General features: G+C 46.7%; 26 protein-coding genes and 2 pseudogenes. 9 read left to right on the top strand and 19 right to left on the bottom strand.

The genetic code is table 11. From position 1 onward, the window contains the following. Window positions 1-54 precede the first annotated feature (54 nt). Window positions 55-654 carry a rhomboid family intramembrane serine protease gene (locus Y79_RS0107890; RefSeq protein WP_016937174.1) on the top strand — a complete coding sequence of 200 codons (600 nt, stop codon included), beginning with the start codon at window positions 55-57 and terminating at the stop codon, window positions 652-654. On the opposite strand, the gene Y79_RS0107895 is transcribed toward Y79_RS0107890, so the two are convergent. From Y79_RS0107895 to Y79_RS0107920, 5 genes are all read right to left on the bottom strand, one after another. Then, a complete protein-coding gene (locus tag Y79_RS0107895; protein ID WP_016937175.1) occupies window positions 651-2,117 on the bottom strand; it encodes a PH domain-containing protein in 1,467 nt (488 codons plus the stop codon). The two genes, Y79_RS0107890 and Y79_RS0107895, sit on opposite strands and share 4 nt — an antisense overlap. After that, window positions 2,107-2,586, bottom strand: a complete 480-nt coding sequence (locus tag Y79_RS0107900; RefSeq protein ID WP_029575265.1) for a PH domain-containing protein — start codon at window positions 2,584-2,586, stop codon at window positions 2,107-2,109. The genes Y79_RS0107895 and Y79_RS0107900 overlap by 11 nt, the downstream gene beginning before the upstream one ends. A 116-nt stretch (window positions 2,587-2,702) precedes the next feature. Further along, window positions 2,703-4,187: a degradosome RNA helicase CshA gene (cshA, locus tag Y79_RS0107905; protein ID WP_016937177.1), complete on the bottom strand. Its 1,485-nt coding sequence runs from the start codon at window positions 4,185-4,187 to the stop codon at window positions 2,703-2,705. A gap of 329 nt (window positions 4,188-4,516) precedes the next feature. Continuing rightward, a complete protein-coding gene (locus Y79_RS0107915; RefSeq protein WP_016937179.1) occupies window positions 4,517-5,887 on the bottom strand; it encodes a UDP-N-acetylmuramoyl-tripeptide--D-alanyl-D-alanine ligase in 1,371 nt (456 codons plus the stop codon). A 77-nt stretch (window positions 5,888-5,964) separates the two neighbouring features. Next, window positions 5,965-7,050 (bottom strand): D-alanine--D-alanine ligase, encoded by a 1,086-nt coding sequence (locus tag Y79_RS0107920; RefSeq protein ID WP_013351087.1) that lies wholly within the window; start codon window positions 7,048-7,050, stop codon window positions 5,965-5,967. A 153-nt stretch (window positions 7,051-7,203) separates the two neighbouring features. Here Y79_RS0107920 and Y79_RS0107925 point away from each other — a divergent pair, with 153 nt between their 5' ends. Next, complete coding sequence (locus Y79_RS0107925) at window positions 7,204-7,521, top strand: thioredoxin family protein (protein ID WP_016937180.1); 318 nt, start codon at window positions 7,204-7,206, stop codon at window positions 7,519-7,521. Here the strand turns inward: Y79_RS0107925 and Y79_RS0107930 are convergent. Then, a complete protein-coding gene (locus Y79_RS0107930) occupies window positions 7,518-8,411 on the bottom strand; it encodes a cation diffusion facilitator family transporter (RefSeq protein WP_016937181.1) in 894 nt (297 codons plus the stop codon). The two genes, Y79_RS0107925 and Y79_RS0107930, sit on opposite strands and share 4 nt — an antisense overlap. Before the next feature lie 216 nt (window positions 8,412-8,627). On the opposite strand from Y79_RS0107930, the pseudogene Y79_RS0107935 reads away from it, so the two are divergent. Further along, window positions 8,628-8,802 (top strand): annotated as a pseudogene (locus Y79_RS0107935) (Fur-regulated basic protein FbpA); the annotation flags it as partial. Then, window positions 8,795-8,941, top strand: coding sequence for a Fur-regulated basic protein FbpB (gene fbpB, locus Y79_RS1000000120760; protein ID WP_016937183.1), 147 nt, complete (start codon window positions 8,795-8,797; stop codon window positions 8,939-8,941). The pseudogene Y79_RS0107935 and the gene fbpB, both read left to right, overlap by 8 nt. A 25-nt stretch (window positions 8,942-8,966) precedes the next feature. Here the strand turns inward: fbpB and Y79_RS0107945 are convergent, their stop codons facing one another. From Y79_RS0107945 to Y79_RS0107980, 8 genes are all read right to left on the bottom strand, one after another. Then, on the bottom strand, window positions 8,967-10,112 hold the full coding sequence (locus tag Y79_RS0107945; RefSeq protein WP_016937184.1) for an acyl-CoA dehydrogenase family protein: 1,146 nt from the start codon (window positions 10,110-10,112) through the stop codon (window positions 8,967-8,969). Window positions 10,113-10,226: 114 nt separating this feature from the next. After that, window positions 10,227-10,562, bottom strand: a complete 336-nt coding sequence (locus Y79_RS0107950) for a hypothetical protein (RefSeq protein ID WP_003156210.1) — start codon at window positions 10,560-10,562, stop codon at window positions 10,227-10,229. A 94-nt stretch (window positions 10,563-10,656) separates the two neighbouring features. After that, a complete protein-coding gene (locus Y79_RS0107955; RefSeq protein WP_099744903.1) occupies window positions 10,657-11,397 on the bottom strand; it encodes an ABC transporter permease in 741 nt (246 codons plus the stop codon). 19 nt (window positions 11,398-11,416) lie between these two features. Further along, window positions 11,417-12,343, bottom strand: a complete 927-nt coding sequence (locus tag Y79_RS0107960) for an ABC transporter ATP-binding protein (RefSeq protein WP_016937186.1) — start codon at window positions 12,341-12,343, stop codon at window positions 11,417-11,419. Window positions 12,344-12,442: 99 nt separating this feature from the next. After that, window positions 12,443-13,492: an AI-2E family transporter gene (locus tag Y79_RS0107965; RefSeq protein WP_016937187.1), complete on the bottom strand. Its 1,050-nt coding sequence runs from the start codon at window positions 13,490-13,492 to the stop codon at window positions 12,443-12,445. 185 nt (window positions 13,493-13,677) lie between these two features. After that, window positions 13,678-14,934, bottom strand: coding sequence for a C4-dicarboxylate transporter DctP (gene dctP, locus Y79_RS0107970; RefSeq protein ID WP_016937188.1), 1,257 nt, complete (start codon window positions 14,932-14,934; stop codon window positions 13,678-13,680). A gap of 108 nt (window positions 14,935-15,042) precedes the next feature. Continuing rightward, window positions 15,043-15,714: a response regulator gene (locus Y79_RS0107975; RefSeq protein WP_016937189.1), complete on the bottom strand. Its 672-nt coding sequence runs from the start codon at window positions 15,712-15,714 to the stop codon at window positions 15,043-15,045. Next, entirely contained in the window at window positions 15,689-17,311 is a 1,623-nt protein-coding gene (locus Y79_RS0107980) for an ATP-binding protein (RefSeq protein ID WP_016937190.1), read from the bottom strand. The genes Y79_RS0107975 and Y79_RS0107980 overlap by 26 nt, the downstream gene beginning before the upstream one ends. A gap of 80 nt (window positions 17,312-17,391) precedes the next feature. On the opposite strand from Y79_RS0107980, the gene Y79_RS0107985 reads away from it, so the two are divergent. Together Y79_RS0107985 and Y79_RS0107990 are read left to right on the top strand one after the other, a co-directional pair. Beyond that, complete coding sequence (locus tag Y79_RS0107985; protein ID WP_016937191.1) at window positions 17,392-18,444, top strand: TRAP transporter substrate-binding protein; 1,053 nt, start codon at window positions 17,392-17,394, stop codon at window positions 18,442-18,444. A gap of 82 nt (window positions 18,445-18,526) precedes the next feature. After that, window positions 18,527-19,348 (top strand): manganese catalase, encoded by an 822-nt coding sequence (locus tag Y79_RS0107990; RefSeq protein ID WP_016937192.1) that lies wholly within the window; start codon window positions 18,527-18,529, stop codon window positions 19,346-19,348. Between the two features lie 24 nt (window positions 19,349-19,372). Here Y79_RS0107990 and Y79_RS0107995 read toward each other — a convergent pair whose 3' ends face one another. The 4 genes from Y79_RS0107995 to Y79_RS0108010 all read right to left on the bottom strand — a co-directional run bounded on the left by Y79_RS0107995 (window position 19,373) and on the right by Y79_RS0108010 (window position 21,479). Next, window positions 19,373-19,732, bottom strand: a complete 360-nt coding sequence (locus Y79_RS0107995; protein WP_016937193.1) for a YdbC family protein — start codon at window positions 19,730-19,732, stop codon at window positions 19,373-19,375. Continuing rightward, on the bottom strand, window positions 19,726-20,067 hold the full coding sequence (locus Y79_RS0108000) for a cupin domain-containing protein (RefSeq protein ID WP_016937194.1): 342 nt from the start codon (window positions 20,065-20,067) through the stop codon (window positions 19,726-19,728). Before Y79_RS0108000 ends, Y79_RS0107995 begins: the two co-directional genes overlap by 7 nt. A 133-nt stretch (window positions 20,068-20,200) precedes the next feature. After that, complete coding sequence (gsiB, locus tag Y79_RS0108005; protein WP_003156229.1) at window positions 20,201-20,572, bottom strand: glucose starvation-inducible protein GsiB; 372 nt, start codon at window positions 20,570-20,572, stop codon at window positions 20,201-20,203. A gap of 100 nt (window positions 20,573-20,672) precedes the next feature. Next, window positions 20,673-21,479 (bottom strand): EcsC family protein, encoded by an 807-nt coding sequence (locus tag Y79_RS0108010; protein ID WP_029575266.1) that lies wholly within the window; start codon window positions 21,477-21,479, stop codon window positions 20,673-20,675. Window positions 21,480-21,641: 162 nt separating this feature from the next. Between Y79_RS0108010 and Y79_RS0108015 the strand changes: the two genes are divergently transcribed. From Y79_RS0108015 to Y79_RS0108025, 3 genes and pseudogenes are all read left to right on the top strand, one after another. Next, window positions 21,642-22,007: a DMT family transporter gene (locus Y79_RS0108015; protein ID WP_016937196.1), complete on the top strand. Its 366-nt coding sequence runs from the start codon at window positions 21,642-21,644 to the stop codon at window positions 22,005-22,007. Further along, window positions 22,004-22,411 carry a DUF5360 family protein gene (locus tag Y79_RS0108020; protein WP_016937197.1) on the top strand — a complete coding sequence of 136 codons (408 nt, stop codon included), beginning with the start codon at window positions 22,004-22,006 and terminating at the stop codon, window positions 22,409-22,411. Before Y79_RS0108015 ends, Y79_RS0108020 begins: the two co-directional genes overlap by 4 nt. Before the next feature lie 57 nt (window positions 22,412-22,468). Beyond that, a pseudogene (locus tag Y79_RS0108025) lies at window positions 22,469-22,684 on the top strand (DUF2188 domain-containing protein); the annotation flags it as partial. A gap of 58 nt (window positions 22,685-22,742) precedes the next feature. Here the strand turns inward: Y79_RS0108025 and Y79_RS0108030 are convergent. Then, window positions 22,743-23,096: an SH3 domain-containing protein gene (locus tag Y79_RS0108030; protein ID WP_016937199.1), complete on the bottom strand. Its 354-nt coding sequence runs from the start codon at window positions 23,094-23,096 to the stop codon at window positions 22,743-22,745. Window positions 23,097-23,696 lie beyond the last annotated feature (600 nt).

Here is a 23,696-nt window from a genome sequence, read left to right on the forward strand (position 1 = left end):
GTGTCATAAACGTGTTACTATATATGTAACAAATCAAGTGCAAAGGGGCTTGCGATGTTTATACGAACGGAAAATTTCCAGACTTTTATCAGACGTTATCCCGCCGTCAGCTGTATTCTGGCGCTTCAGGCGTTTTTATGGCTGTTTTTCAGCCTGCCGCTTCATTCCGTCATGATGTGGTCAGATGCAGTGACCGGCTATAATTACGGTGTTTTCGAGGGAGAATGGTGGCGGCTGGTGACACCGATGTTTTTACACGCGAATTTCACCCATCTCCTGTTTAACTCCATGTCTCTGTTTTTATTCGCGCCCCCGCTTGAGCAGATGCTCGGAAAAGTCCGTTTTCTGATTGTGTACATCGCGTCAGGCATCATCGGCAATATCGGCACGTATCTTGTCGAACCGCTTGATTATGTGCATGTCGGCGCATCAGGGGCGATCTTCGGACTTTTCGGCGTGTATGTGTTTCTGACTGTCTTTCGGAAAGAGCTGATCGGCCGGGACCAGTCAAAAATGATTATGACGCTGCTTGTCATCGCGGTACTGTCGACCTTTATCAATTCTAATATTAACATTATGGCGCATTTGTTCGGACTGGCAGGCGGATTTTTGCTTTCTTTTTTATGCGTGCAGCAAAAAAAGCGGCGGTATTAACCGTCCGCTTTTTCATATGAATACCAGCGCCCGATGCGTTCGGCATCTTCCTCACTGACATCCTTCAGCATGACATGCTCCATGTGGTGAGCTGATTTCACTGCGGTAGCCACGGATGCGAGCCGTCTTCTTTTTTGCAGAATAGACCGGCTGACTTCCAGCATCTGCATTCTTCTTCTCAGCATAATCGTGGTCGTCTTCCCGATCAGCCTCGTGGTGATCTGAAGCCTGCCGCCGTTTATGCACCATGACGCTGTCCTAAACGAGGCATATCCAAGCACCAGTTCGGCAGGAAGCACAAGCAGCGATGCATATCCCCACGGTTTAAACAGAATACAAAGCGGGATGATCACGAAAACCGAGAAGATTATGGATCGGAATAAATACCGGCGCAGCGCCCTTTTCGGCAAATGATTCCGGTTTTCTTCCAGCACGTAATCCGGTGTGAAATCGTTCAGCATCACACCGAGCTTGGATCTGCGGATGATCGGAAACAGAATCGTTTGAGCGCCTTCTTTCTCATTCCCCGCCCTGCCTGCACTGACAATCGCAACCGTCGCGTATCCGAATAGCTGTCTGATGACATTTTCTTTAATTTTAATGGCCTGAATTTTACGGAGCGGGATCGTCACTTGATGCTTTTCAATAATTCCGCGTGTAATGACCAATTCATGTTCCTTTTTCTCTATTTTGAAGTTGGCATGCTTGATCATCATACCGGCGATGCTTAACAGCCAGGCGATGAACAATCCTATGAAAATGATCACGGCGTAAATGCCGATGCTCGCATGCTTGAGAAAAGAGAACCTGTCATAGAGCCAGTCCATCGGAAATACTTCATCAATCTGAGAAAAGAGGGCGAATACCGCTGAGATGATGACACCGATTCCCCCGGATGTTGAAGCCGCCATAAGCAGCTCGCCTAAAGACAGCCGGTAGACGGATTGCACATCACCCCTAGGCATCGGCTCCTGCTCCGCCGCTGTCTCTCGGTGTTCTTCCAGCTCGGCTTTTTGCTGAAAAACCGCCGCTCTGATCCGTTCCGCCTCTTCCACGGTAATGGCGGATAAGACGGCCTCGGCATTTTTTCCGTCGCCGGCCGTTTCGATTTGCAGCTTAACCAGCTTAAAAAGCTGCTGAATGACGCCTGCACTCGTATTCATTGATTGAATCCGGTCAATGGAGATGTATCTTTTTTTTGTAAAAAATAAGCCTTCTTCTATTCTGAATTCCCCGTCTTCAATGCGATATGTAAACTTTCTCCATTCGATCACGCTTGCTGCAATCAGCCAGATAAGCAAAACGGCGAGCGCAATGCCTCCGTAAAAGCGGATGAAATGGTTGGAATTAACAATATAGACAAGAAAAAATGGCAGAATAATGTTTTTAATGGTTTCGATAATAATATGGAATAAGTTCAAAATCACGGCCGCCGGGTGCAGACGTTTCGGCTCAGACATCATCTTCCGTCACCCTTGCCAGACGGGAAATGGAATCCCTCAGCCGGTCAGCTTCCTCCATATCAAGCGCCGGAATGGAATGAACGGTCGCCGCCGTGGAGATTTTGACTGAGGCCAGGCGGTATCTTCTGAGAAGCGGGCCTTGTGAAGTATCTACGTGCTGCACCCTCACCATCGGCACAATGACCCGTTTGACAATAAAAATGCCGGATTGAATATCTATTTCATTTTCATGGACTTCATAGCGCCAGATCCTGTGCCTGATTTTCGGTATGGCATAGATGGATATTACTGAGCCGATGATCCAAATGATGCCGAGGACTCCGGTGATCCAATACGGCCAATGGAAAAAATGGCTTAAAACAGCTGCTGCTATAACGGCCAGAAGACAAACGGCGGACAGGATGATTTCCTGAAGACGCCAGACTTTTAAGCCGCTTGGACTGATTCGATTTTTTGGCTGTGCTCTCAACATACCTACCTCCCATTTTTTATCATACATACAAATACGGCTGATTTGCAAAAAAGATTCACTTTCCGGCATATCGAAAAAAAGCGGACCCTGTAAAAGGGTCCGCTTCCTGTGTTTTAGTATGATTTTTTCTGGCGTCTGTCACCTGAAGAACGGCGGTCAGTTGAACGTTTTTTATCGTAGGAAGAACGGTTGGTGTTTTTCCCTTTGCCGCCGCGGTAGCCGCCGCCTTGGCCGTCTCTGCGCTTAGAAGTACGCTGGTTTTTATAGCGTTTGCTGACCATCGGCGCTTCATCAGTGAGGCGTACAGGCGTGCTGTCCGGCTCTTTTGTCGCCATTTTGATGGCTGCAGCCACAACTGTCACTGCATCATGATCTTCTAACAATTCCGCAGCTGCCGTCATGTAGAAGTTCAGGTTGTTTTCGCTGATCGCCGTGCGCAGACGGTCAACCGTCACCTGCTGCTGTCCTTCTAATGCTTCGTCAAGCGTCGGCTCTTTCATGCGGTCCATTTTGCGTTTTGTCGTTTGTTCAATCGCGCGAAGCATGCTTTTCTCACGCGGTGTGATAAACGTCATCGCCATACCCGTTTTTCCTGCACGGCCCGTTCTTCCGATACGGTGAACGTAGCTTTCAGGATCTTGAGGCACGTCAAAGTTGTACACGTGTGTTACGCCTGAGATATCAAGTCCGCGGGCGGCAACATCAGTCGCTACAAGAACTTCGATTGCACCTTCTTTAAATTTACGAAGCGCAACCATACGTTTCGCCTGCGTTAAGTCGCCGTGAATTCCTTCAGCTGCATATCCGCGCAGGTTCAAGGCTTCAGCCAGCTCATCGACACGGCGTTTTGTACGTCCGAATACGATCGCAAGTTCCGGAGACTGAATGTCAAGAAGACGAGTCAGCGTATCGAACTTTTTACGCTCTTGCACTTCCAAGTAGAACTGCTGAATGTTAGAAACAGTCATTTCTTTCGCTTTTACTTTTACATGCTCAGGCTCAGTCATGAAACGCTCTGCGATCCGTTTGATCGGAGCAGGCATTGTTGCTGAGAATAGAAGCGTCTGATGCTCGCTCGGCACGTTTGAGAGAATTGATTCGATATCATCAATGAATCCCATGTTCAGCATTTCATCGGCCTCATCCATGACAACCGTATTCACGTTGTTAAGACGGATCGTGCGGCGGTTGATATGGTCAAGAAGACGCCCCGGCGTACCTACGATGATATGCGGGTTTTTCTTCAATGCGCGGATCTGACGCCCGATATCCTGGCCGCCGTAAATAGGCAGCACTTTCGCGCGCTTATCTTGTCCGATTTTATATAACTCTTCAGATACTTGAATGGCTAATTCACGGGTTGGCGCGATTACAATTGCTTGAATATTAGGAGACTCGGGGTTCATTTTTTCAACAAGGGGTATACCGAACGCAGCTGTTTTACCTGTACCTGTTTGCGCTTGTCCGATGACATCTTTATTTAAAAGTCCGAGCGGAATCGTTTGTGCCTGAATCGGTGTTGCTTCTTCAAATCCCATACGGTTGATTGACTTCATGAGATCAGAACTTAATTGGAAATCTTGAAACGTTATAGTCAAATTATTCAAACTCCTTCTGATTGCTGTTTCAGTAATGTCGTGATTTACCACTAAAAACTGCCCTTTCATCAAAGGACAGGATCATACGTATACAAAGCCCGAATTACTTTACGTTTAATCTTACCATTACACTATGTGTTTTTCAATAAGGCGAGATGTTCAAGCTGCCGGAAGCGGCCTGACCGGATTCTTCCCGCAAATGACGCCGGCCCCCGCGCCGGGCGGGATTTTCCAGCCGGCGGTCTTTCTTTTTCATACGGACAGAATTATTTCACCCGGATTTAGTTTCTTCATTTTTATAAATTTTTATGAGGCTGATCAGTATTTCTTCAGTTCTCCTCTAATAAATCTTTAACGATTTCTTCAAGCTTCATACCTCTTGATGCTTTAAACAGAAGGAGATCGCCGGAAGCGGCCTTTTCCTGTATAGCGTGAAGCAGTTCTTTTTTTTCGAGATAATGGCTGACGCGGCCTTCTTCAAAATGCCGGCGTGCTCCGTCAGCGATGAACGCGCCGAGAGTGCCGTACGTAAATACATGGTCGATCTCCTCCGGATTGATCGCGGCCCCGCATTCTTCGTGGAATGCTTTTTCATGATCACCGAGTTCAAGCATATCACCGAGCACGAGCATTTTCTTCCGGTAGCCTTTCATCGTTTCGATTAATTCGACCGCCGCTTTCATTGACGTCGGACTTGCATTATACGCGTCGTTAACGATTGAGATGCCGTTGTCCGTTTTGACCAATTCCAATCTCATTCCCGTCACTTTCAGGCGGCTCAGTCCCAGAGCGGCATTTTCGGGCGTAATGCCGAAATAGATGCCCGCGGCGTATGCGGCCATGGCATTCATGACATTATGTCTGCCGAGAACGGGAACAAAGAAAGAACGATCAATACCGTCGATACTGAAATAAGTGCCTTCTTCCGCCTGTTTCATTTCTTTCAGGCGGAGATCATTGTCCGCGCCTGCGCCGTATGTCGTTGTCCGGCAATTGTACGCCCTTTCGCGAAGCAGCGGCTCATCCCCGAAATAAAAAAGAACGCCGTCTTCCCGAAGTCCGTTTATAATTTCTAGTTTCGCCTCCGCAATTCCTTCTCTTGAGCCTAAATCCTGCATATGGGATTCGCCGATATTGGTAATGACGGCAGCTTCCGGTTCGGCGAGACGGCTCAGAAAATCAATTTCGCCTCTCGCGCTCATCCCCATTTCTAAAACGGCGATTTCTGTATCTTCGGGCATGGCAAGCACGGTCAGCGGCAGGCCGATATGGTTGTTGAAATTGCCTGCGGTTTTGTGAACGCGGTATTGAGTGCCGAGAACGGCGTGAAGCATGTCTTTTGTTGTCGTTTTTCCGTTGCTTCCGGTCACCCCGATAACCCGTGTGCCGAGCTCTTTTAAGTAAGCTTTTGCCAATGTTTGCAGCGCCTCCAGCGTGTCATCGACAAGGATCACGGCACGCTCTTGCGGCGGATTCGGCTCAGAGCGGTCCCACAATACCGCGGAGACGCCTTTTTCGAATGCTTGCGGCACAAAGGTATGGCCGTTAAAATGCTCTCCTTTTAAAGGAATGAACAGCTGATTTTTTTCCAAAGTCCGCGTATCGGTTGCGGCGCCCTCAATCATCGTTTGTTCAAATACAGGATTTGTCAGTGTGCCTTTGACCATGTCTGCGATTCGTTTTACAGTTCGCTTTATCAAAGGTGGCACCTCGCTTTCTGAAAATGTTGTCTGTTACGGGAAAAGACACTGCCCTCTTCAGGCAGTGTCCGTCTTCATTAAAATGTATGTTTAATCAGCTGTTTTTCGGCATGGCGTTCTTTTGCCAGCTCAACCAGCTGCTCGATCAGATCGCTGTAATCTACGCCGGCTTCTTTCCACAGCAGCGGGAACATGCTGAATGGCGTAAAGCCCGGCATTGTGTTCACTTCGTTAATGAGCACTTGACCGTCATTGGTCAGGAAGAAATCGGCGCGGACGAGGCCTGAGCCATCAATCGCTTTGAAGGCTTTAATCGCCATCTCGCTGATTTCCGCGTACTGTTCATCCGTCACTTGCGCGGGAATCATTAAATCAGTGTCGCCATCTTCGTATTTCGCTTTATAGTCGTAAAAGTCGGTCTTCGGAGCGATTTCACCGACGGCGGAACATTTCGGTTCGTCATTTCCAAGCACGCCGATTTCGATTTCTCTGCCGGCGATTCCTTCTTCCACAACAATTTTCCGGTCATACTCAAAAGCCAGTTCGAAGGCTTTTTCAAGCTCTTCACGGTTTCGGCATTTACTGATTCCGACACTTGATCCGAGGTTCGCCGGTTTGACAAAGCACGGATACCCCAGCTCCTCTTCAACCTGCTGTAAGCAGCTGTCCGGCGTCTGTTTCCAATCCTTTTTTAAGAAAGCGGCATACTTCGCCTGCGGAAGCCCCGCTTGAGCAAACAAATGCTTCATGATGACTTTATCCATGCCAGCTGATGATGCAAGCACTCCGTTGCCGACATAAGGAACATTCAGCAGCTCCAGCAGTCCTTGAATCGTGCCGTCTTCACCGTTCGGTCCGTGGAGAAGCGGAAATACGACGTCAATCGGCGCCTTCTCGTCAGCCGACGCTTCAGGAAACATTTCCCGGTTCAATGCTGAAAGAGCAAAGCTTTCACCATTTTGTTCCAGCTGGAGCATTTTCACGTTGGAAACCGGTTCAGTCAGAAGCGGGCCTCTTTGCCACTCTCCTTTTTCAGTGATGTAAATCGGATGTATATCAAACTTATCAGTATTAAGCGCTTTTGTTACAGCCAGTGCTGTCTGCAGCGATACATTGTGTTCGGCTGACTTTCCGCCGTACACCAATCCTAGACTTGTTTTCAATGGATATTCCCCCCACAGCAATTCATCTTTACTATCTTATCATTTTCATCAGAAAATGATCTAATTATTTTTGGGCATTCTGAATATGAAAGCATTTGTATGTAATTCCTTTTTATTTTATATTAAAATGGCATGGAAAAGGAGATGTGTCATATGAAAAAAATCAGTACAACAGAACAATTTAATGAACTTATTCAATCCGACAAGGAAATCATCGTGAAATTTTTCGCTGACTGGTGCCCTGACTGCACGCGCATGAATATGTTCATCGGCGATATTTTGGAAGAATATAATCAAAATGATTGGTATGAGCTGAACAGAGACGAACTCCCTGAGCTTGCCGACAAATATCAAGTGATGGGCATCCCGAGCCTTCTGGTCTTTAAAGACGGTGAAAAGAAAGCGCATCTGCACAGCGCAAACGCGAAAACTCCGGAAGAAGTCACAGAGTTTTTATCACAGCATATTTAATTCGTTTCGTGATCTTTGTTTATGACTTCAGGCTCTACATGAACATGGACATGAGTCACATCATGTTCATGTTTTATTGCACATTCGACCTCATCGGCTACTTCATGACCTTCTTTCACAGACAGTCCCGGATCTACCGTAATGACCATTTCCACATGAACCGTGCTTCCCAAATACCTTGCTTTCACATCCTTCAGCCTGCTGACTTCTTTTATTTCTTTCACCGTATGTTTGTACGGTTCCAAATCTTTCAAGTCAAATCCGTCCGTCAATGAGTGGGAAGCATCTTTGAAGATGTCCCATGCCGTCTTACAGATGATGATCCCGATCAGAAAAGCAATGACCGGATCAATCCACGGCAGATGAAAGCGGGCCGTTATGACACCTATAAACGCCCCAATACTGACATATGCGTCAGATCGGCTGTCTTTCGCCGCCGCATGAAGCGCCGAACTTTTGATCCGATTTGCAAGACGGCTGTTATATACATACATGCCGTACATGACGATCGCGCCTCCGAGCGCCGTCCATGCCGCAATGTAGCTCGGTTCGGCCTCCGTTCCGCTGATAACCGCCTTCGCTCCCCCGATCAGCACTTCAATCCCGACCGCCATCATAATAAAAGACGCAATTAGTGAAGAAATTGTTTCAGCCCGATAATGTCCGTAGGCATGATCGCTGTCCGCGGGGCGCTGGGAAATCCGGAGCCCGATCAGCACAGCAAGAGATGCGACAATATCCGTGGCATTATTTAACCCGTCCGCTCTAAGCGCTTCGGAATGATAAATAAGACCGATCGCCAATTTGACGGCGGCAAGGATGAGGTATGCGGCGATATTCAGAATCGCGCCTTTCTCGCCCCGTTTTAAATTTGCCGTTTGATCATTCATGTAAGGACTCCTCCATTCTCATTCATAGTATGGATGGAAAAGCAGAAAAATAGCAGCTTTGATATGCCGGAAATGCAATCAATTCGACAGCATTATTCCCCGGGAAACTTTTTGTCGAAAAATTGGCGGTATTTTCTCTTTACATATGAATAGGCTCATTGTATACTTTCATTAACTGATAATGATTCTCAATATCATTTGATTAGGAGGGTAATCATGAGATCTTCTCCTCAACTCAGACCATCATTCGAAGGACGTAAAAAACATCTGATCCATTTGCTGATCAGTAACGGAATATACAAGAAGTCAGAACGGCACTTATATGAATTATCGCTTGGAGAGTTAGAAAGCGAATATCAAATATGTAAGGAAGGTGCGGGCTCATGGCGAAACGGAAAATAAAAACATACGAACAGCTGATAAAAGAAAACAAGGCGGCCATTATGAACAGTCAAAAGCTGATGAATGTCATTTATGACAGAATCGACCGCAAGCATCAAAAATTGCTCCGGCACAACAGCCATACATAAAAAGAGCCTATTTCAGGCTCTTTTTTTATTGCTCAAAGGCTTCCGCCGCTAATTTGCCGATCACCGCATCGTCCATCGGCGGGTTGTGAAGGCCGGCGCGGGCGTCCCGGTAATACCGCTGAAGCGGGTTGTTTCGCTCCAGGCTTTTCGCGCCGGTGATTCTCATGGCTTTATCAACAACGGAAAGGACGGCATTTGTCACAATATGTTTTGCCGCGCCGAGTTCGCTTTTGATGAAAGGGCGGCGTTTCGGGTCATCATACATTTGCGCCGCCGTGAAAAGAAACTGTCTCGCTTTTAATAATTCAAGCTCCATTTCCCCGACACGCTGCTGAACGGCCGGCACGTCTTTAATCGGTCCGTTCAGGCTGTTTGGCGAATATTCGGATGCAAACCGGACGGCATAGTCCCTTGCTGCTTGAGCGATACCCAAATAAGCAGCGGGAATGTGAAGCAGCCAGCCATTCACTTTCGCCGCTCTCGGCCCGCTGATAAGCTCCACAAGCCGCTCGTCACTGACCGTGACATCATCTAAAATGAGGTCGTGGCTTCCGGTCGCCTTCATGGCGATCATATCCCACGTTTCTTCGACCGAGACGCCCTCCTGGTCTTTATGGATGAGAAAAACACCGGTCGTTTGTTTTTCTTCAATCCATGCCGTCACAAGCATATAATCCAAAGTCAGCGAAAGGGTGGTAAAGGTTTTTCGGCCGCTCAGCACCCATTGTCCGTTCTTTTTGACAGCAGAGGTGCCGGGTCTTCCCCCTCTCGTCGGACTGCCGGTCTGCCGTTCAGTCGCTGCCCGGTTCAGGACGGCTCCCTTTTTCACCTCTTCTGTGATAAATGAAAAGACATCTTCATTCCAGCTGTTTTCTTCTCCGAGCTCTCCCATGACAGATAAATGCCAGCCGATTCCGAGAGCAACGGCCGCGTCTCCCCGCGCCAGCCGTTCCTGAAACAGCACCATATCATAAACGGAAATGCCTGCACCGCCGAAGGCCTCAGGTACCGTTAACGCTGTATATCCCGCATCCCGCAGTCTTTCAATTTTCTCCGCGGGAAAACGGCCCTCTTCGTCATCAAGCGCGGCTGTTTTTTGAAATTCGTCTGCAAGCAGGCCGATTTTTTCCATCCATTCTCTCTGCCGTTCGTTCTGTATCCATAAAGACACTGGAATCCCCCCATTATAATTCCGATAAAGTTAATAAGTATTATAGAGATTCAAGTCCCGTTTCGCAACTGTAAGGCTGTACAAAAAAACACGCTATTCCATAGAATAGCGCGTTCAGACTGCTTCCGGGCCGCGGTCCTGCTTGAGCCCGAGATAAATCAGCATATATGTGAGGTAACCCATCGTCATCACAAGCCCGCCAAAGAAAAAGCTTGAGAATATCGGCTCTTCAAACGCGGTAACCGCCGCAAGCACGATCCAGCTTGCATACAGGTAGATGATGAAATAACGGAATCCCGTCTTCATTTTATATAAGAGAAACAGACCCACTGTAGAAAACAATCCCAGCGCAAGCCTGAAATAAACAAGATGTTCGAATTGGAACATGAATGACACAAAGGAAAAACCAAGCAATAACACAATCGGTAATGCGGTAATAAAATTTCTCAAGTGAGCACCTCCGTCATTACCTTTATTATAAATCAAAATAGCATAAATTATTGATTTATCGTGATCTTTTTCACAAAAATGTCATTCCTTCACTTTAGACCCGAACATCTCGTTTGCAAAAGCTCCACCAAGCGACGGCTAAGAAGAAGACGATATGGATAATGATAATGCCTGTCGAAAATAACGGCGTCATTCCCGCAAACAGCGGTTTCGCCCCGCTCATGTATTGCGTCAGGTCCGTATTCGCGAACAACAGGAAGCTTCCCCATTTGTTTTGGAAGACAGACATAATCGTCACGAGTGATTTTGCGCCGTACAGGACGATAAATGACAGAATGACGGCCGTGGCGCTGTTACGGAATAAGGAAGAGCACAGCAATCCGAAGCATGCCATCGCAAATGCCTCGACCCAGTTCGTGCCGATTACTTTCAGTGTGTTCACAAGAAGCGTCCCTGATTCAGATGTCACCGACACTCCGAAGAAAGCCATACCGAACAGCAGAGACAGAATATAGTACGCCGCATACAGGTACAAGCTGACCAAAAGTACGGTAATGAGTTTAGATATAAAAATCCGCTCCCGCTTTACCGGACGGATTAACAAAAATTTAATTGTTTTCTTATCAAATTCAGCTGAAATGATCGTCGCCGCAATGACGATCGTTAATGCTTCAAGCAGAATATTGAGCCCGGGTGCGTACGCCATATAGCCGATGAAATTCTCGTCCGTTCCGGAGCTGATGACAAGCCGTTTAATGACGAGCGCCATAATAAACTGAAGAACGGCCATCAAAATCAGCGCCACTAATGAGACTTTACGATTAAAGAGTTTCATATGCTCATTCGCTGTCAATTTAAACATTCGTCTCCCCCTCCTCTTGAAGCGCCGCCGTCACTTTCATGAATTCATCCTCAAGCGATTCCGCATACGGCATGATGGAATACACGAGAAAGTCTTGTCCGACGAGCGCCCGGTTTAATTCCGGGATGTCCTTCTTCGCTACGGTGACGGTAATGCCCCCGCCGTTTTTCTCCGGAGCAAACTGCTGTTGGGACAGCCATTCGAATGCTTCGTCAGCAGGCTGTATGTCGAGGACGGCTTTTTCTTCTTTTTCCGCTGCGCCTCGCAGAACGACCTCTGTTTTGATTTCACCTTTTTGAATGATGATGACACGGTCGCAAAGGTCCTCCACTTCACGCAATAAATGCGTCGCAAAAAGGATGCTCGTCCCTTCAAGTTCCGCGAGCTCTTTTAAGTGATCGCGAAAATCTTTCATTCCGCCGGGATCAAGCCCGTTTGTCGGTTCATCTAAAATGAGCAGATTCGGACGGTGAAGAATGGCCTGCGCAATCCCGAGACGCTGACGCATGCCGAGGGAATACGTTTTAACTTTGTCGTGAACGGCATTTGCGAGCCCGACCCGCTCGATGACTTCCTGCAGCCTGTCCTCTTTGATGTTTTTGTGCATGTTGGCAAAGTGCTTCAGGTTTTCCCATCCCGTCAGATACGGGTAGAATTCAGGGTTTTCCACGATCGCGCCGACGGATTCCAACGCTTTTTCGAACTCAGTATCGTGCTGAAAGCCGTTAATTGTAATCGTGCCGCTGTTTTTCTTTAAAAGACCGACGATGATTCGGATCAATGTAGTTTTTCCTGACCCGTTCGGACCGAGCAGACCGATGATCTCGCCCTGCCTGACATCCATGCTGATGTTTTTCAAAATGTGCTTTTTGCCTATTGTTTTGTCAAGGCCTTCAATATGTAAAATCGGCTCAGTCATACAGCCTTCCTCCTTTTTCAAAAAAAATAAACAGTGCCCGTACATAAGGCACTGTCTGCATTATAACATCTGTCATTTATTCGTGAAGAGCCGGGGCTGTTACGTCTTCTCCGGCCCCGGTCCGGATTTTTCTTTCTCTTCATTATTGACGACATCCAGAATATCCAGAAGGAACACAAAAATCGGAATCCCGATAATCAGGCCCCAAATGCCGAAGAAATGTTCCGAGAAAATCAAAACCGTAAAGGTAAAAAAGATCGGAAGTTCCGTTTTCGCTGACATCAGTTTCGGATTGAGGAAGTACGTCTCAATCGCATGAATAACGAAAATGACCAATACGATGTAGATAACATACGCAGCGCCGCCCGTCGTATACGCGATGATACTGAGCGGGATGAGCGAAATCACCACACCCGCCACGGGAATGAGCCCGAGGAAAAAGACCATGATGGACAGGCCGAACAGCTGCGGAAAATGCAGAATGGCCAATGCGATGAAGGTGAGGATACAGTTCACCAGCGCGATAATAAATTGTGCTTCAATCACTTTGCCGAATGTTCTCGCAAACTTGCTGCCGAAAAAAGCAAGTTCATAGTAAAAGACAGACAGCTTGCTGTGCTGAAATTTTTTCATGAATTCCGTGAGCCGCTTTTTCTCGAACAGGAAAAACATGCTGAGAATCAGTGACATCACGACCTGCAAACCGAAAGTGCTGATATCGGCCAAGTATGTATACAGTACATTAAATCCTTCTTTTACATAAGAACCGATATTAATGTCACCGAACACGCTCGATATTTCATCATAAAACGGGATGACATCGGGATGATACGCGATGTGCTTGATCTGCTTAATCAGCTGTTCAATCTGCTTGGCAACAATCGGGTAGAAGACAAAACCTCCCACAGTCGCTCCGACAGCCAGCGCAATATATAAAATGGTGATGACCACCCTCTGACTGATACGGAAAAAATGGTTCAACACGTGCCGGATGACAGTCTCCAGCCGATCCATCAGAAAAGTAAAAATAAACGTAAGCAAAATCAAATTAATCATACTTCGGAATACAACTAACACCCCAGTCAAAACAAGAAAAACGGAAAAACGTCTGACACCCGGATGCTGAAAAAATTTAAAAATAGCCGCCATTTATACACTCCTGCTAGGACAAAAAGCCCTTAGATTTCATCTTTCACTCTCTAATTGTAAATTATATAACAAAATGACGCTAAGGTCTTTGTCCACCTCCTAATAAATTTAAACAAATTTATCTTTTTTACTCATGGCAGACAAAAAAAAGAACGGCATGCCGGATGCATGCCGTTCCTCCCATTTTATACCGCCGTTTTCATTTCTTTTACGGCCTGTGTGCTTTTTGCTTCGTCAAACTCATTTTCGCTCTTGGCTACGATGATCGTGGCGATTCCGTTTCCGATCAGATTGACGATCGCCCTTCCTTCACTCATAAAGCGGTCAACACCGAGGAGCAGCGCAAGCCCCTCCAGCGGGATCACCTGGAGCGCCGACAAAGTGGAGGCGAGCACGATAAATCCGCTTCCGGTTACGCCCGCCGCGCCTTTTGATGTCAGCATTAACACGAGAATGATCGTAACCTGCTGACCGATGGTAAGGTCAACGCCGAACACCTGCGCCAGAAAAACCGTCGCCATGGACAGATAAATCGAGGTGCCGTCCAGATTAAAGGAATATCCCGTCGGAATCACAAGACCGACAACCGATTTGGAGCAGCCGTAGCGCTCCATTTTATCCATCATCCGCGGCAGGACGGACTCAGAAGAGCTTGTGCCGAGAACGATGAGCAGTTCATCTTTAATAAACCGGAGATAGTTCCACAAACTGAAACCGAAAAGCTTGCAAATGATATTCAAAGCGACAAATACAAACAGGAACATTGTAACGTATACAGACAGCATCAGACTCGCCAGCGGCTTGATGGAATCAAGTCCGAAGTGCCCGATCGTATAGGCCATGGCCCCAAATGCGCCGATCGGCGCCGCGCGCATGATGTAGCCGATGATCTTGAAAAAGACGTGCGACAGTTTATCGAAGAAATCAATAATGCTTTTGCCTCTTTCACCGAGCGCTGCCAAGCCGACTCCGAATAAAACAGAAAAGAATAAGACCTGAAGAATGTCACCTTTCGCAAAAGCGTCAATCATGTTTGACGGCACGATGTGAGTGATAAATTCAATCCAATCAATTCCCTGTCCCCCGTTTTGCGTGTACTGAGAGACATCCCCTTTTTCAAGCTTGCTGTAATCAAGCCCCTCACCGGGTTTCATGATATTGACGACCAGAAGTCCGATAATAAGGGCGATGGTGGTCACGACTTCAAAATAAATAAATGCTTTTCCCCCGACTTTGCCGACTTTTTTCATATCTCCCATCTTGGCGATGCCAAGCACGATCGTCAGGAATATGATCGGTGCGATAATCATTTTTACCGCATTGATAAATGTATCGCCGAGCGGTTTCATCTGTTTCCCGGCCTCAGGCCATACAAGCCCGACGATGACGCCGATGATGACCGCCGTGATGACTTGCACCGTAAGATTTTTGAATATTTTCATCCCTGCTCCCCCTTGCCTCTCGCTGTGTCTATGCTGAAATGATAGCGTTTTCAAACGAAGAGGGGAAGCTTATGTTCATAACGGACATTTTGGTCTTTTTGGTCTCGGCTAACGGACGAATTTATAGCGGTTAACCGGCCGGCCCACTCCCCCGTACTGAATGTCGAGCTTAATCTGACCGTCTTTCTCAAGAAAATCAAGATAGCGCCGCGCCGTCACTCTGGCGATTCCGAGCGCTTTGGCGGCTTCTTCAGCTGAAAGCGGCTCCGTCTGCCGTTTCATATAGGTTATAATTTCATTCATCGTAAAATGATTTAACCCCTTCGGCAGATCCCGGGACGGATTTTGCGGAATTTTAAGCAGCGCGTCAAGCTGGTCTTGCGACATGGTGTCATGCTGTTCCATTTTCCGTTTATATTGTTTAAAGTTTTCGAGCGCCTGTCTCATCCGCTCCAGCTTAAACGGCTTCAAAATATAGTCGGCCGCGCCGTTTTGCAGCATAAGCTGGATCGTTTCTTTGTCTTTTGCAGCCGAGACGATGATGACGTCCACTTCGAGCTTTTGTTTTCTGATTTCCTGAAGCGTTTTAATTCCGTCTTTTTTCGGCATGTACACGTCTAATACCACGAGTTCGGGCCGAAGATCTTTTATAAGCCTGATTCCCTCGTCTCCGTCAGCTGCCGTGGCAATGACGCTGAATCCTGAAACGCCGGTGATAAATTCTTTATTCACCTCCTGCACCATCGGATCATCTTCAATAAGCAGCACCTTGATGTCCATCTATTGATTCCTCCCCCTTCATCGGAAATAAAATAGAAAATGCCGTTCCCTGTCCCTGCCGTGTGTCGACTTCTATGATGCCCATCCCTTTGTCGACGATCTGTTTGACGAGGTACAAGCCGTATCCCGTGCCGCCCGTTTTATTGACGGTAAACCCTTTTTCATAAATGTGCGGGATATGCTCATCTGAAATCCCGCTTCCATTGTCTTCTATTAATATCGCAAGCACTTCTTCATTTTGCTCGATACTGATGTCAATGTGTTTGTCCTCCGTGTCGGCTGTTTCGAATGCGCCGAACGCGTTTTCGATTAAATTGCCGAGCAGGACGACGATATCATGCTGGTCCACATGCACCGGAAATTGTGAAAAGCTGCTGTTTTCATCAATTTTCACAGAAATGCCGAGCTCTTTGCCTCTTTTGATTTTGCTTAACAGAAGCCCCGCCGCGGCGTCATTCTGAATGGCCTGATGAAGGAATTCTGTGACGCTTTCTTGTTCTGATGATGCCTTGAAAGCAAGCTGGAGCGCTTTTTCTGATTTTCCGAGCTGAATCAGTCCCGCGATGGTGTGAAGCTTGTTCATGTGTTCGTGATTTTGGACTCTGAGCGCATCGACAAAATTTTTCACGCCCGTCAGCTCTTCAGCCATTTTCGCCGCTTCCGTCCTGTCCTGGAATATGGCGACGGCGCCGATGACCTTCTTTTTCATGACGATCGGAATTCTGCTGCTCATGATCACCTTTCCGCTGACTTGGATTTCTTCGTTATATACAGCCCGGTTCCGCTCGACGATCTCCGGGAGCCGCGAATCTTTTAACACGTCCCAGATCAGCCTGCCGTCGGTCTCTTGTCTGACATTGAATATCTGCTTCGCTTTTTCATTAAAAATGGTGATGTGATGCTGGTTATCAATGGCGATGACACCTTCATTCATTGAGTGAAACGTAGCGGTCCGTTCTTCATACATTCTTACGATCTCATGGGGCTCCAGCCAAAACATCTGTTTTTTGATGTGGCGTGCCAGCAAAAAGGAGCCGGCCAGTCCGAAACCGAGCGCCAGCAGAACGATAAAGAGAATGTCATGTTTCAGCTGAAGAAGGATTTCACCAAAGCCGGGCAGCGTTTTACCGGCAAGGACGACGCCGATCTGATTCAGATCCCGATCTTTTATCGGATAAAAAGCGCGGACGGCAGTGCCGATTTCTCCCTTTGCTTCGGAAAAATAAATGTGCTCGGCAAACGCCGCGGCTTCGTCCTCACCCCTTGAACGCTTCCCGATCATCGTGCTGACGGGATGTGAATAACGGATATGGTCCATATCCATGACGACGATGTAGTCCGCTTCATTGATGATCCTTATTTCTTCGACCGCATGGCGCACGTCTTCCCTCTGCTTTTTCTGCTCCAGGGCGCGTTTGACATCGGTCATCTCAGATACCGTCCGCGCCGTATTCATCAGCCGTTTTTTCAGCTCGCGCTCCTCTGTATGCTGAATATTTCCGATCAGCACGATGCCGACGATCAAAAAGGTAAAAAGCACGACGATATACGAAAGTATGGTGATTTTCCAGCGGATGGTGAGCTTTTTTTTCGTCATTGGCCTCTTCCTTTCCGTCTCTTTACGAAAACGGCCCGCCCGATTATGCTTGTTATAGAAAATGGCGGAGGGGGTTTTCGATGAAAAGCTTGCTGACGTGTCTCAGCCTGATGGTACTCGGTATCGGAACCGCTTTATTCATCGGCTTTCATGATCGTTTCTCAACGGAAGAACCGTATTATGATGACGAACAGGAAGGCCTGAAAGATCAAATGGTGTTCAAATTCAGCCATGTCGTTGCTGAAAACACGCCTAAAGGGCGGGCGGCGAATAAATTCGCCGATCTGGTCTATCAAAAGTCAGGCGGAACCATTAAAGTAGAGGTGTTTCCAAACGGGAGCCTCTATTCAGATAATGAAGAAATAAACGCCCTCCAAAACGGGGACGTGCAATTCATCGCTCCCTCCACCTCAAAGCTCGGATCTCTGTCGCCTGAATGGGGTGTTTTAGATCTGCCGTACGCGTTTACAAACTATAAAGCCGTACAAGAAGGCCTAAACGGCAAAATCGGGACTCGCCTGTTCGCTTCTTTAGAAAAGCATCATTTGAAAGGCCTGGCATACTGGACGAACGGATTTAAGCAGCTCACGTCGAACAAAGGGCCTATCTTCACTCCGGACGACTTGAAAGGACAGGCGCTCAGGATCATGCCGAGCAGCGTGATCGAAGACCAATTCCGCCTGCTCGGCGCGAACCCGCGGCAGGATTCGTTTAATTCCACGTTTCAGCTCTTGGAAAGCAATCTCGTAGACGGAGAGGAAAATACGATTTCAAATATCTATTCTAAAAAATTTTATAATGTTCAAGATTATTTGACAATCAGCAATCACGGATACCTCGGTTATGCCGTGATGACCGACGAACATTTCTGGAATTCACAGACGGAAAAAACGAGAACCATCTTAACGGAGGCGATGAAAGAAACAACGGAATGGAACGAAACCTCCGCTGAGAAAATGAATAAAGACCAGCTTGAAGAAATCAAGAAGAATTCATCCATCAATATTCACATGCTGACGAAAGCGGAAAAGAAAAAGTGGATGAAACGCCTCGATCCGGTTTACGGACAATATGAACAGGTGATCGGCCGGGGGCTTGTGCAAGACTTGTTATCTTTGCGGCGCGATCCTTAGCAGGACCGATACGCCCATCTCCGTTTCATCCCTTTTCCTGATGGGGAAGTAAATAGGGACAAATAAAAAAGGAGATGGAGACATGTTTACACATACGAAAAAACTGCAGCATCCGGCAAAACCGGATCGTCCTGACCCGCTGTTCGCAAAAAAGATGCAGGAAATCTTGGGCGGACAATACGGGGAAATATCGGTCGCCATGCAATATTTGTTTCAAGGCTGGAATACACGGGGCAATGAAAAATATAAGGATCTCTTGATGGATACCGCGACGGAAGAAATCGGCCATGTCGAAATGATCGCGACAATGATTGCGAGACTGTTAGAAGATGCCCCGCTGGCGGAGCAGGAGAAAGCGGCTGATGATCCGGTCATCGGGTCCATTTTAGGCGGAATGAATCCGCATCATGCGATCGTCTCAGGACTGGGCGCCATGCCGGAGAGCAGCACGGGCGTTCCTTGGAGCGCAGGCTATATCGTCGCAAGCGGAAACCTCCTGGCAGACTTCCGCGCCAATCTGAACGCCGAATCACAAGGAAGGCTTCAAGTCGCACGCCTGTATGAAATGACCGATGATAAAGGCGTGAAAGATATGCTCAGCTTTTTATTGGCCCGCGACACCATGCATCAAAACCAATGGCTTGCGGCCATTAAAGAATTAGAAGCACAGGAAGGCCCGATCGTTCCTTCCACTTTCCCGAAGGCGCTGGAAAAGCAGTCATTCTCGCATAAACTTATCCATTTCTCAGATGGAGCAGAAAGCGCTGAACAAAATTGGCTGAAAGAAAAAGCGCCGGACGGCGAACCTTTTGAATACGAAAAGGAACCGAAAGCGCACGGCGAAATAGCGAAGCTGGATCCCGTCCCTCCTTATGTCCACAACACGCTTCCCGGACGAAAATAAAAAAGCCCTCTAAAGGGGCTTTTTTTAGGTGCGCACAACTGTCCAATCCGGTTCGTATCGGATGTCCGGGTGATGTAACAGCTCGTGAATGAAAGGTTCATCCTCTTCGTACAGCATCACTTCTATTGAAAGAATCGCAGCCTTCTGCTCGTTTTCTTCGTATATGCGGTCATGTTCGTTCTCCATAAAATGATCATAGGCCTGTCTGTTCTCCCAAACGCTGATGATCTCTGCGATGAACAGACCGTCTGCGTTTTTCCGCCAGCCGCCGGCCTGTTTGACGAAGCCATTTACACGTGATAATGCTCCCCACCGTGACTGTGCTTGCGAAAATGCTTCAGCGTTTGCAGCGTCTGTTTCACATACAATCTTTTTGATCAGCACGGCAGTTCCTCTGTGATGACTGTTTTCACATGCGTATGCTCGACACAAAGATTCACGGTTCTGACGTATGAGCGTGTACGGTGAATCGTGCCTTTCGGGATGAGCAGGCTGTCATTTGCTTTGAGCACTGCAGTTTCTTTGTCCTTAAAATCGATCAGCAGCTCACCTTCAAGAACAATGAACCATTCATCTGAGTCAGGGTGATGGTGCCAGTCATATTCTCCCGTAAACACTGCGAGGCGCACACAGTGGTCATTGATCTCCGCGATTGAAAAATTATCGTGTTTTTCTTTGACTTTATTGGCGATGGCGAGTAAATGTTGCATTTCAGACACAAGTAAAAACTCCTTTTTTCATTTATTGTACTGCAACGCCGGCCCAGATCAAGATTTTTCCAAAACAAAAAGCGATCCAGCTGATGCGCCGGATCGCTTTTGATCTGCAAGTTGTCTGCCTTTTATGCTTTTATTAGCTGCTTCGTCTGTTTCCGCCTTTTTGGCCGATTTCTTTATAAAACTCTTTGTCATGATTTTTGCTTGTAGCTTCTCCGCCTTTTTGGCCGATTTCTTGATAGAATTCCTTGTCATGGTTATTGCTTGTGGCTTCTCCGCCTTTTTCACCGATTTCCTGATAGAATTCTTTGTCGTGATTTTTGCTTGTGGCTTCTCCGCCTTTTTCACCGATTTCTTGATAGAATTCTTTGTCGTGATTTTTGCTTGTGGCTTCTCCGCCTTTTTGACCAATTTCCTGATAGAATTCTTTGTCATGGTTATTGCTTGTGGCTTCTCCGCCTTTTTTACCTGCTTCTTCTCTGCTCATTTTGTTATTATCTTGTGCCATTTTTGAATTCCTCCTTTAATTGGTGTTGGTTGTTGGTTTCCCGATTTCAGAACTGCTAAACAAAGAAAACACATTGAATGTGTTTTCGGGTGGTTTTTTATCATTCTGCATCCTTCAGCCGGCTTAGAATCCGGCGCTTTTTATAAAGCATGATGCCTGTTTCCGCGATGCTTTCTAAAGCTGAACGGTTGGCGGATGCGCCGAAGATGATGCCTGCGGCCGGAACCATTTGCAGCAGTTTTTTCGCAGCGAACGTATCGCGGTAGCTGTAAACGACTTCCCGCCAGCCCTGTATCTGCGAGGCAACGCGCTGATAGGTGCGGTCGTTTTGATCATATTGCCGTAAATCCTGCAGGATCGCTTTTTTTCCGATGACGTCACTCGATACCAGCTGAAGCAATTTGACGATAAACACGCGTTCTTTTTTGTCTTTCGGGTCAAAGCCGTAGGCAATCGCGATATCCTGCAGTGTCTTTAAAGACAGACCGAGCATCGCCGGGATGTCTGCCGCAAGCGTAAACACGCCGCCGACTCCCGTTGCGGCTCCCTGCACCGTCGCGGCCTTTACACTTGTGCGCGCCATGGCTTCTGCGATTTCGTCCATGACGGCAAGCGGCGCATTGCGAATGTCGTGAAGCGTTTGACATGTACCGTGCGGCAGCCGTTTCTGAAACTTTTTCATGATGCGCTTTTCTGATGTGAGATACTGTCCGCCTGACTGAATAAACGTTCCCGTTTCATCGAGTATGCGTCCGATTTTCCGTTGAATAAATTGCGGTGTCAGCTTGTCCAAAAGCTGAAACGGCAAGCGGGTGAATGTTTGCCAGAACATCACCCTCTGCTGCGCCTTTTCCCATTTTTGAATGTCTCTCAATTGTCTCTCCAGGTCTGTCCGCTCTTCTGTCACCCGTCCTGCACGTCCTTTCTGAATTCTTTCTTCATAGTATACCTTTATGGTGTTTTCTTACCCGACCGGGTTTTTTATTCGGAAGGGCATTCCATTATTTAATTTTCTTTAAATTCTATATATTGTATAATTTTGAATAATACGAATGAAGGAGAAGGTTGAATGCATTGGATTTATTTGAGTTTAGCGATCATTTTTGAAGTATTGGGTACGGTCAGCATGAAATTATCAAATGGTTTTACAAAACTTGTCCCCAGTATTTTATTATTATTGTTTTATATCGGCAGCCTTTGTTTTCTTACTTTGACTTTGAAATATATAAGTGTCTCCATCGCGTATGCGGTCTGGTCGGGAATGGGGATCGTACTGATTTCCTTGATCGGAATTTTTTTCTTCCATGAACAGTTCTCTGTCATAAAAGCTGTCTCTGTTCTTCTGATCATCATCGGTGTCGTTTCCTTAAACTTTATTTCTGAAAGTGAAACGTCATCAAACGGCATCAGCGTTCATACGGACAGAAACAGATGATGAAAGGGTTAAAGGTTCTCTTCCTCATTACAGATATTGGATTTATCATTTATTGGATTGTTACTTTTTTTGAGTGGATTCCAAAAAACATGGTGTTTAAAGATTATGATAACGCCATGATCATGGCTTGGAACTGGTCATTCTTTCCCTTAGATATTTTCATTTCGATAACCGGGCTGTACAGCTTGTTTCTTTATAGACGGAAACATGCGTTATGGCGCCCTTTCGCATTAATATCACTTGTGCTGACTTTTTGTTCAGGTCTGCAGGCGATTGCCTTTTGGGTATTTATCGGTGATTTTGATCTTATGTGGTGGACATTCAACCTGTACTTGCTTCTTTATCCTTTATATTTTATTCGGAAATTGCTGGCCTCTCATAAAAATAGCTGTCATTCTTTTTGATGAGGCGGTTTTCTTTTTCTTCAGGCGGGAAACACTTTTTATAAAGGAGTGATAGACATGCCTTGGTCAATGAAGGATTATCCGCAATCATTGAAGAATCTCGAGGAACCTGTGAAGAAAAAAGCGATCGAAATCGCGAATGCGATGGTGGATGAGGGATATGAAGAAGGACGGGCCATTCCCATTGCGACAAGTCAGGCGAAAGAGTGGAAAGAAAATGCCTCTAAGGAAGAAATCGATCAGCTGATGAAACACGATGATGAAACGAAGCGCGGAAATTGATCCGGTATATATGGAAAAACCCCGCTCTAAAGAGAACGGGGTTTTCTGATTATAAACCGTAATAATAAGAAAGAGTGGTGACTGACACGTAGCCTGTCGCTCCGGCATACGTGACTTTCAGCCATTTATTAGAATTGGTGTAGTGGCCTTGAACATATTCACCGGTTACCCAAGAACCTGTAATTTTCTTACCGCTTGAAAATGTTGTAATTGTTGAACAGCTGACCTTAGAGCATGAGCGCATATTAGCACCGTAAATACCGACTGTTCCCCCGCTGGCTAAAATGGAAACGTCCGGTTCAGCTTTAGGTGTAAAAGTTGCTGCTGATGCAGAGCCGCCAAAAGCGAATAAAGAAACAACAAACATCATGGCTAAAGAAAAGACCGACAAACGACGTACCAAGAAAATTCCCCCTCTTTTATCATATGGCTGGAAAGCTTTCCTGACGTTATTATACGTTTTCGCCCGGAAGACTGGAATAAGTCTAATGCTCCAACTTCTTTTCTGCGTGAATGATAAAGCACTTTCTTTGTTTCGATAAATAACAGCGGTTTATTGGACTTGAATCACTGATATATCGTTGATTCAAACATTTATTCAGAGCGTCCGGAGTTTTTCCGGAGGTCATTTGAATGGTACAGGAAGGTTTTATCTTCCAATGGAAAGGTTCATTATTATTCTATTTACCCGGCAAAATGGAGGAAATGTGCCGTCTTTTTTCAAATCTTTGCTGGCGGACGGAAGGTTCTGACGATTTATGGGACAGTGTACTCTTTCACCCTTTTTAAAATGGAGAACCCGTGCGGAAACATCGTTGAGAACGGCATCGTTTCTTTCCGAATACGATGTCTTTTTCATTTTCGGACCTTTCTCGGGCGGGATACATATCATAGATAAAACAGGGCATACATGTACTGGTTTATTGAACATAAAGAGCTTGACATCTCATATTAGCGGATTTATGATGTAGATAAAATAATTTGCACCTAGGAAACTTTTTGT

The sequence above is a fragment of the Bacillus siamensis KCTC 13613 genome (assembly GCF_000262045.1).
In the GTDB taxonomy this organism is placed as follows: Bacteria; Bacillota; Bacilli; order Bacillales; family Bacillaceae; genus Bacillus; species Bacillus siamensis.

Bases quoted from the DNA above. Each gene is read 5' to 3' on its own strand.
- Y79_RS0107980 (WP_016937190.1), bottom strand. From the start codon at position 17,311: ATGACGAAAAAAAAGCTCACCATCCGCTGGAAAATCACCATACTTTCG.
- Y79_RS0107925 (WP_016937180.1), top strand. From the start codon at position 7,204: ATGAAAAAAATCAGTACAACAGAACAATTTAATGAACTTATTCAATCC.
- Y79_RS0107975 (WP_016937189.1), bottom strand. From the start codon at position 15,714: ATGGACATCAAGGTGCTGCTTATTGAAGATGATCCGATGGTGCAGGAG.
- Y79_RS0107965 (WP_016937187.1), bottom strand. From the start codon at position 13,492: ATGGCGGCTATTTTTAAATTTTTTCAGCATCCGGGTGTCAGACGTTTT.
- dctP (WP_016937188.1), bottom strand. From the start codon at position 14,934: ATGAAAATATTCAAAAATCTTACGGTGCAAGTCATCACGGCGGTCATC.
- gsiB (WP_003156229.1), bottom strand. From the start codon at position 20,572: ATGGCACAAGATAATAACAAAATGAGCAGAGAAGAAGCAGGTAAAAAA.
- Y79_RS0107985 (WP_016937191.1), top strand. From the start codon at position 17,392: ATGAAAAGCTTGCTGACGTGTCTCAGCCTGATGGTACTCGGTATCGGA.
- fbpB (WP_016937183.1), top strand. From the start codon at position 8,795: ATGGCGAAACGGAAAATAAAAACATACGAACAGCTGATAAAAGAAAAC.
- Y79_RS0108015 (WP_016937196.1), top strand. From the start codon at position 21,642: ATGCATTGGATTTATTTGAGTTTAGCGATCATTTTTGAAGTATTGGGT.
- Y79_RS0107895 (WP_016937175.1), bottom strand. From the start codon at position 2,117: ATGATGTCTGAGCCGAAACGTCTGCACCCGGCGGCCGTGATTTTGAAC.
- Y79_RS0107955 (WP_099744903.1), bottom strand. From the start codon at position 11,397: ATGAAACTCTTTAATCGTAAAGTCTCATTAGTGGCGCTGATTTTGATG.
- Y79_RS0107930 (WP_016937181.1), bottom strand. From the start codon at position 8,411: ATGAATGATCAAACGGCAAATTTAAAACGGGGCGAGAAAGGCGCGATT.
- Y79_RS0107990 (WP_016937192.1), top strand. From the start codon at position 18,527: ATGTTTACACATACGAAAAAACTGCAGCATCCGGCAAAACCGGATCGT.
- Y79_RS0108020 (WP_016937197.1), top strand. From the start codon at position 22,004: ATGATGAAAGGGTTAAAGGTTCTCTTCCTCATTACAGATATTGGATTT.
- Y79_RS0107960 (WP_016937186.1), bottom strand. From the start codon at position 12,343: ATGACTGAGCCGATTTTACATATTGAAGGCCTTGACAAAACAATAGGC.
- Y79_RS0107890 (WP_016937174.1), top strand. From the start codon at position 55: ATGTTTATACGAACGGAAAATTTCCAGACTTTTATCAGACGTTATCCC.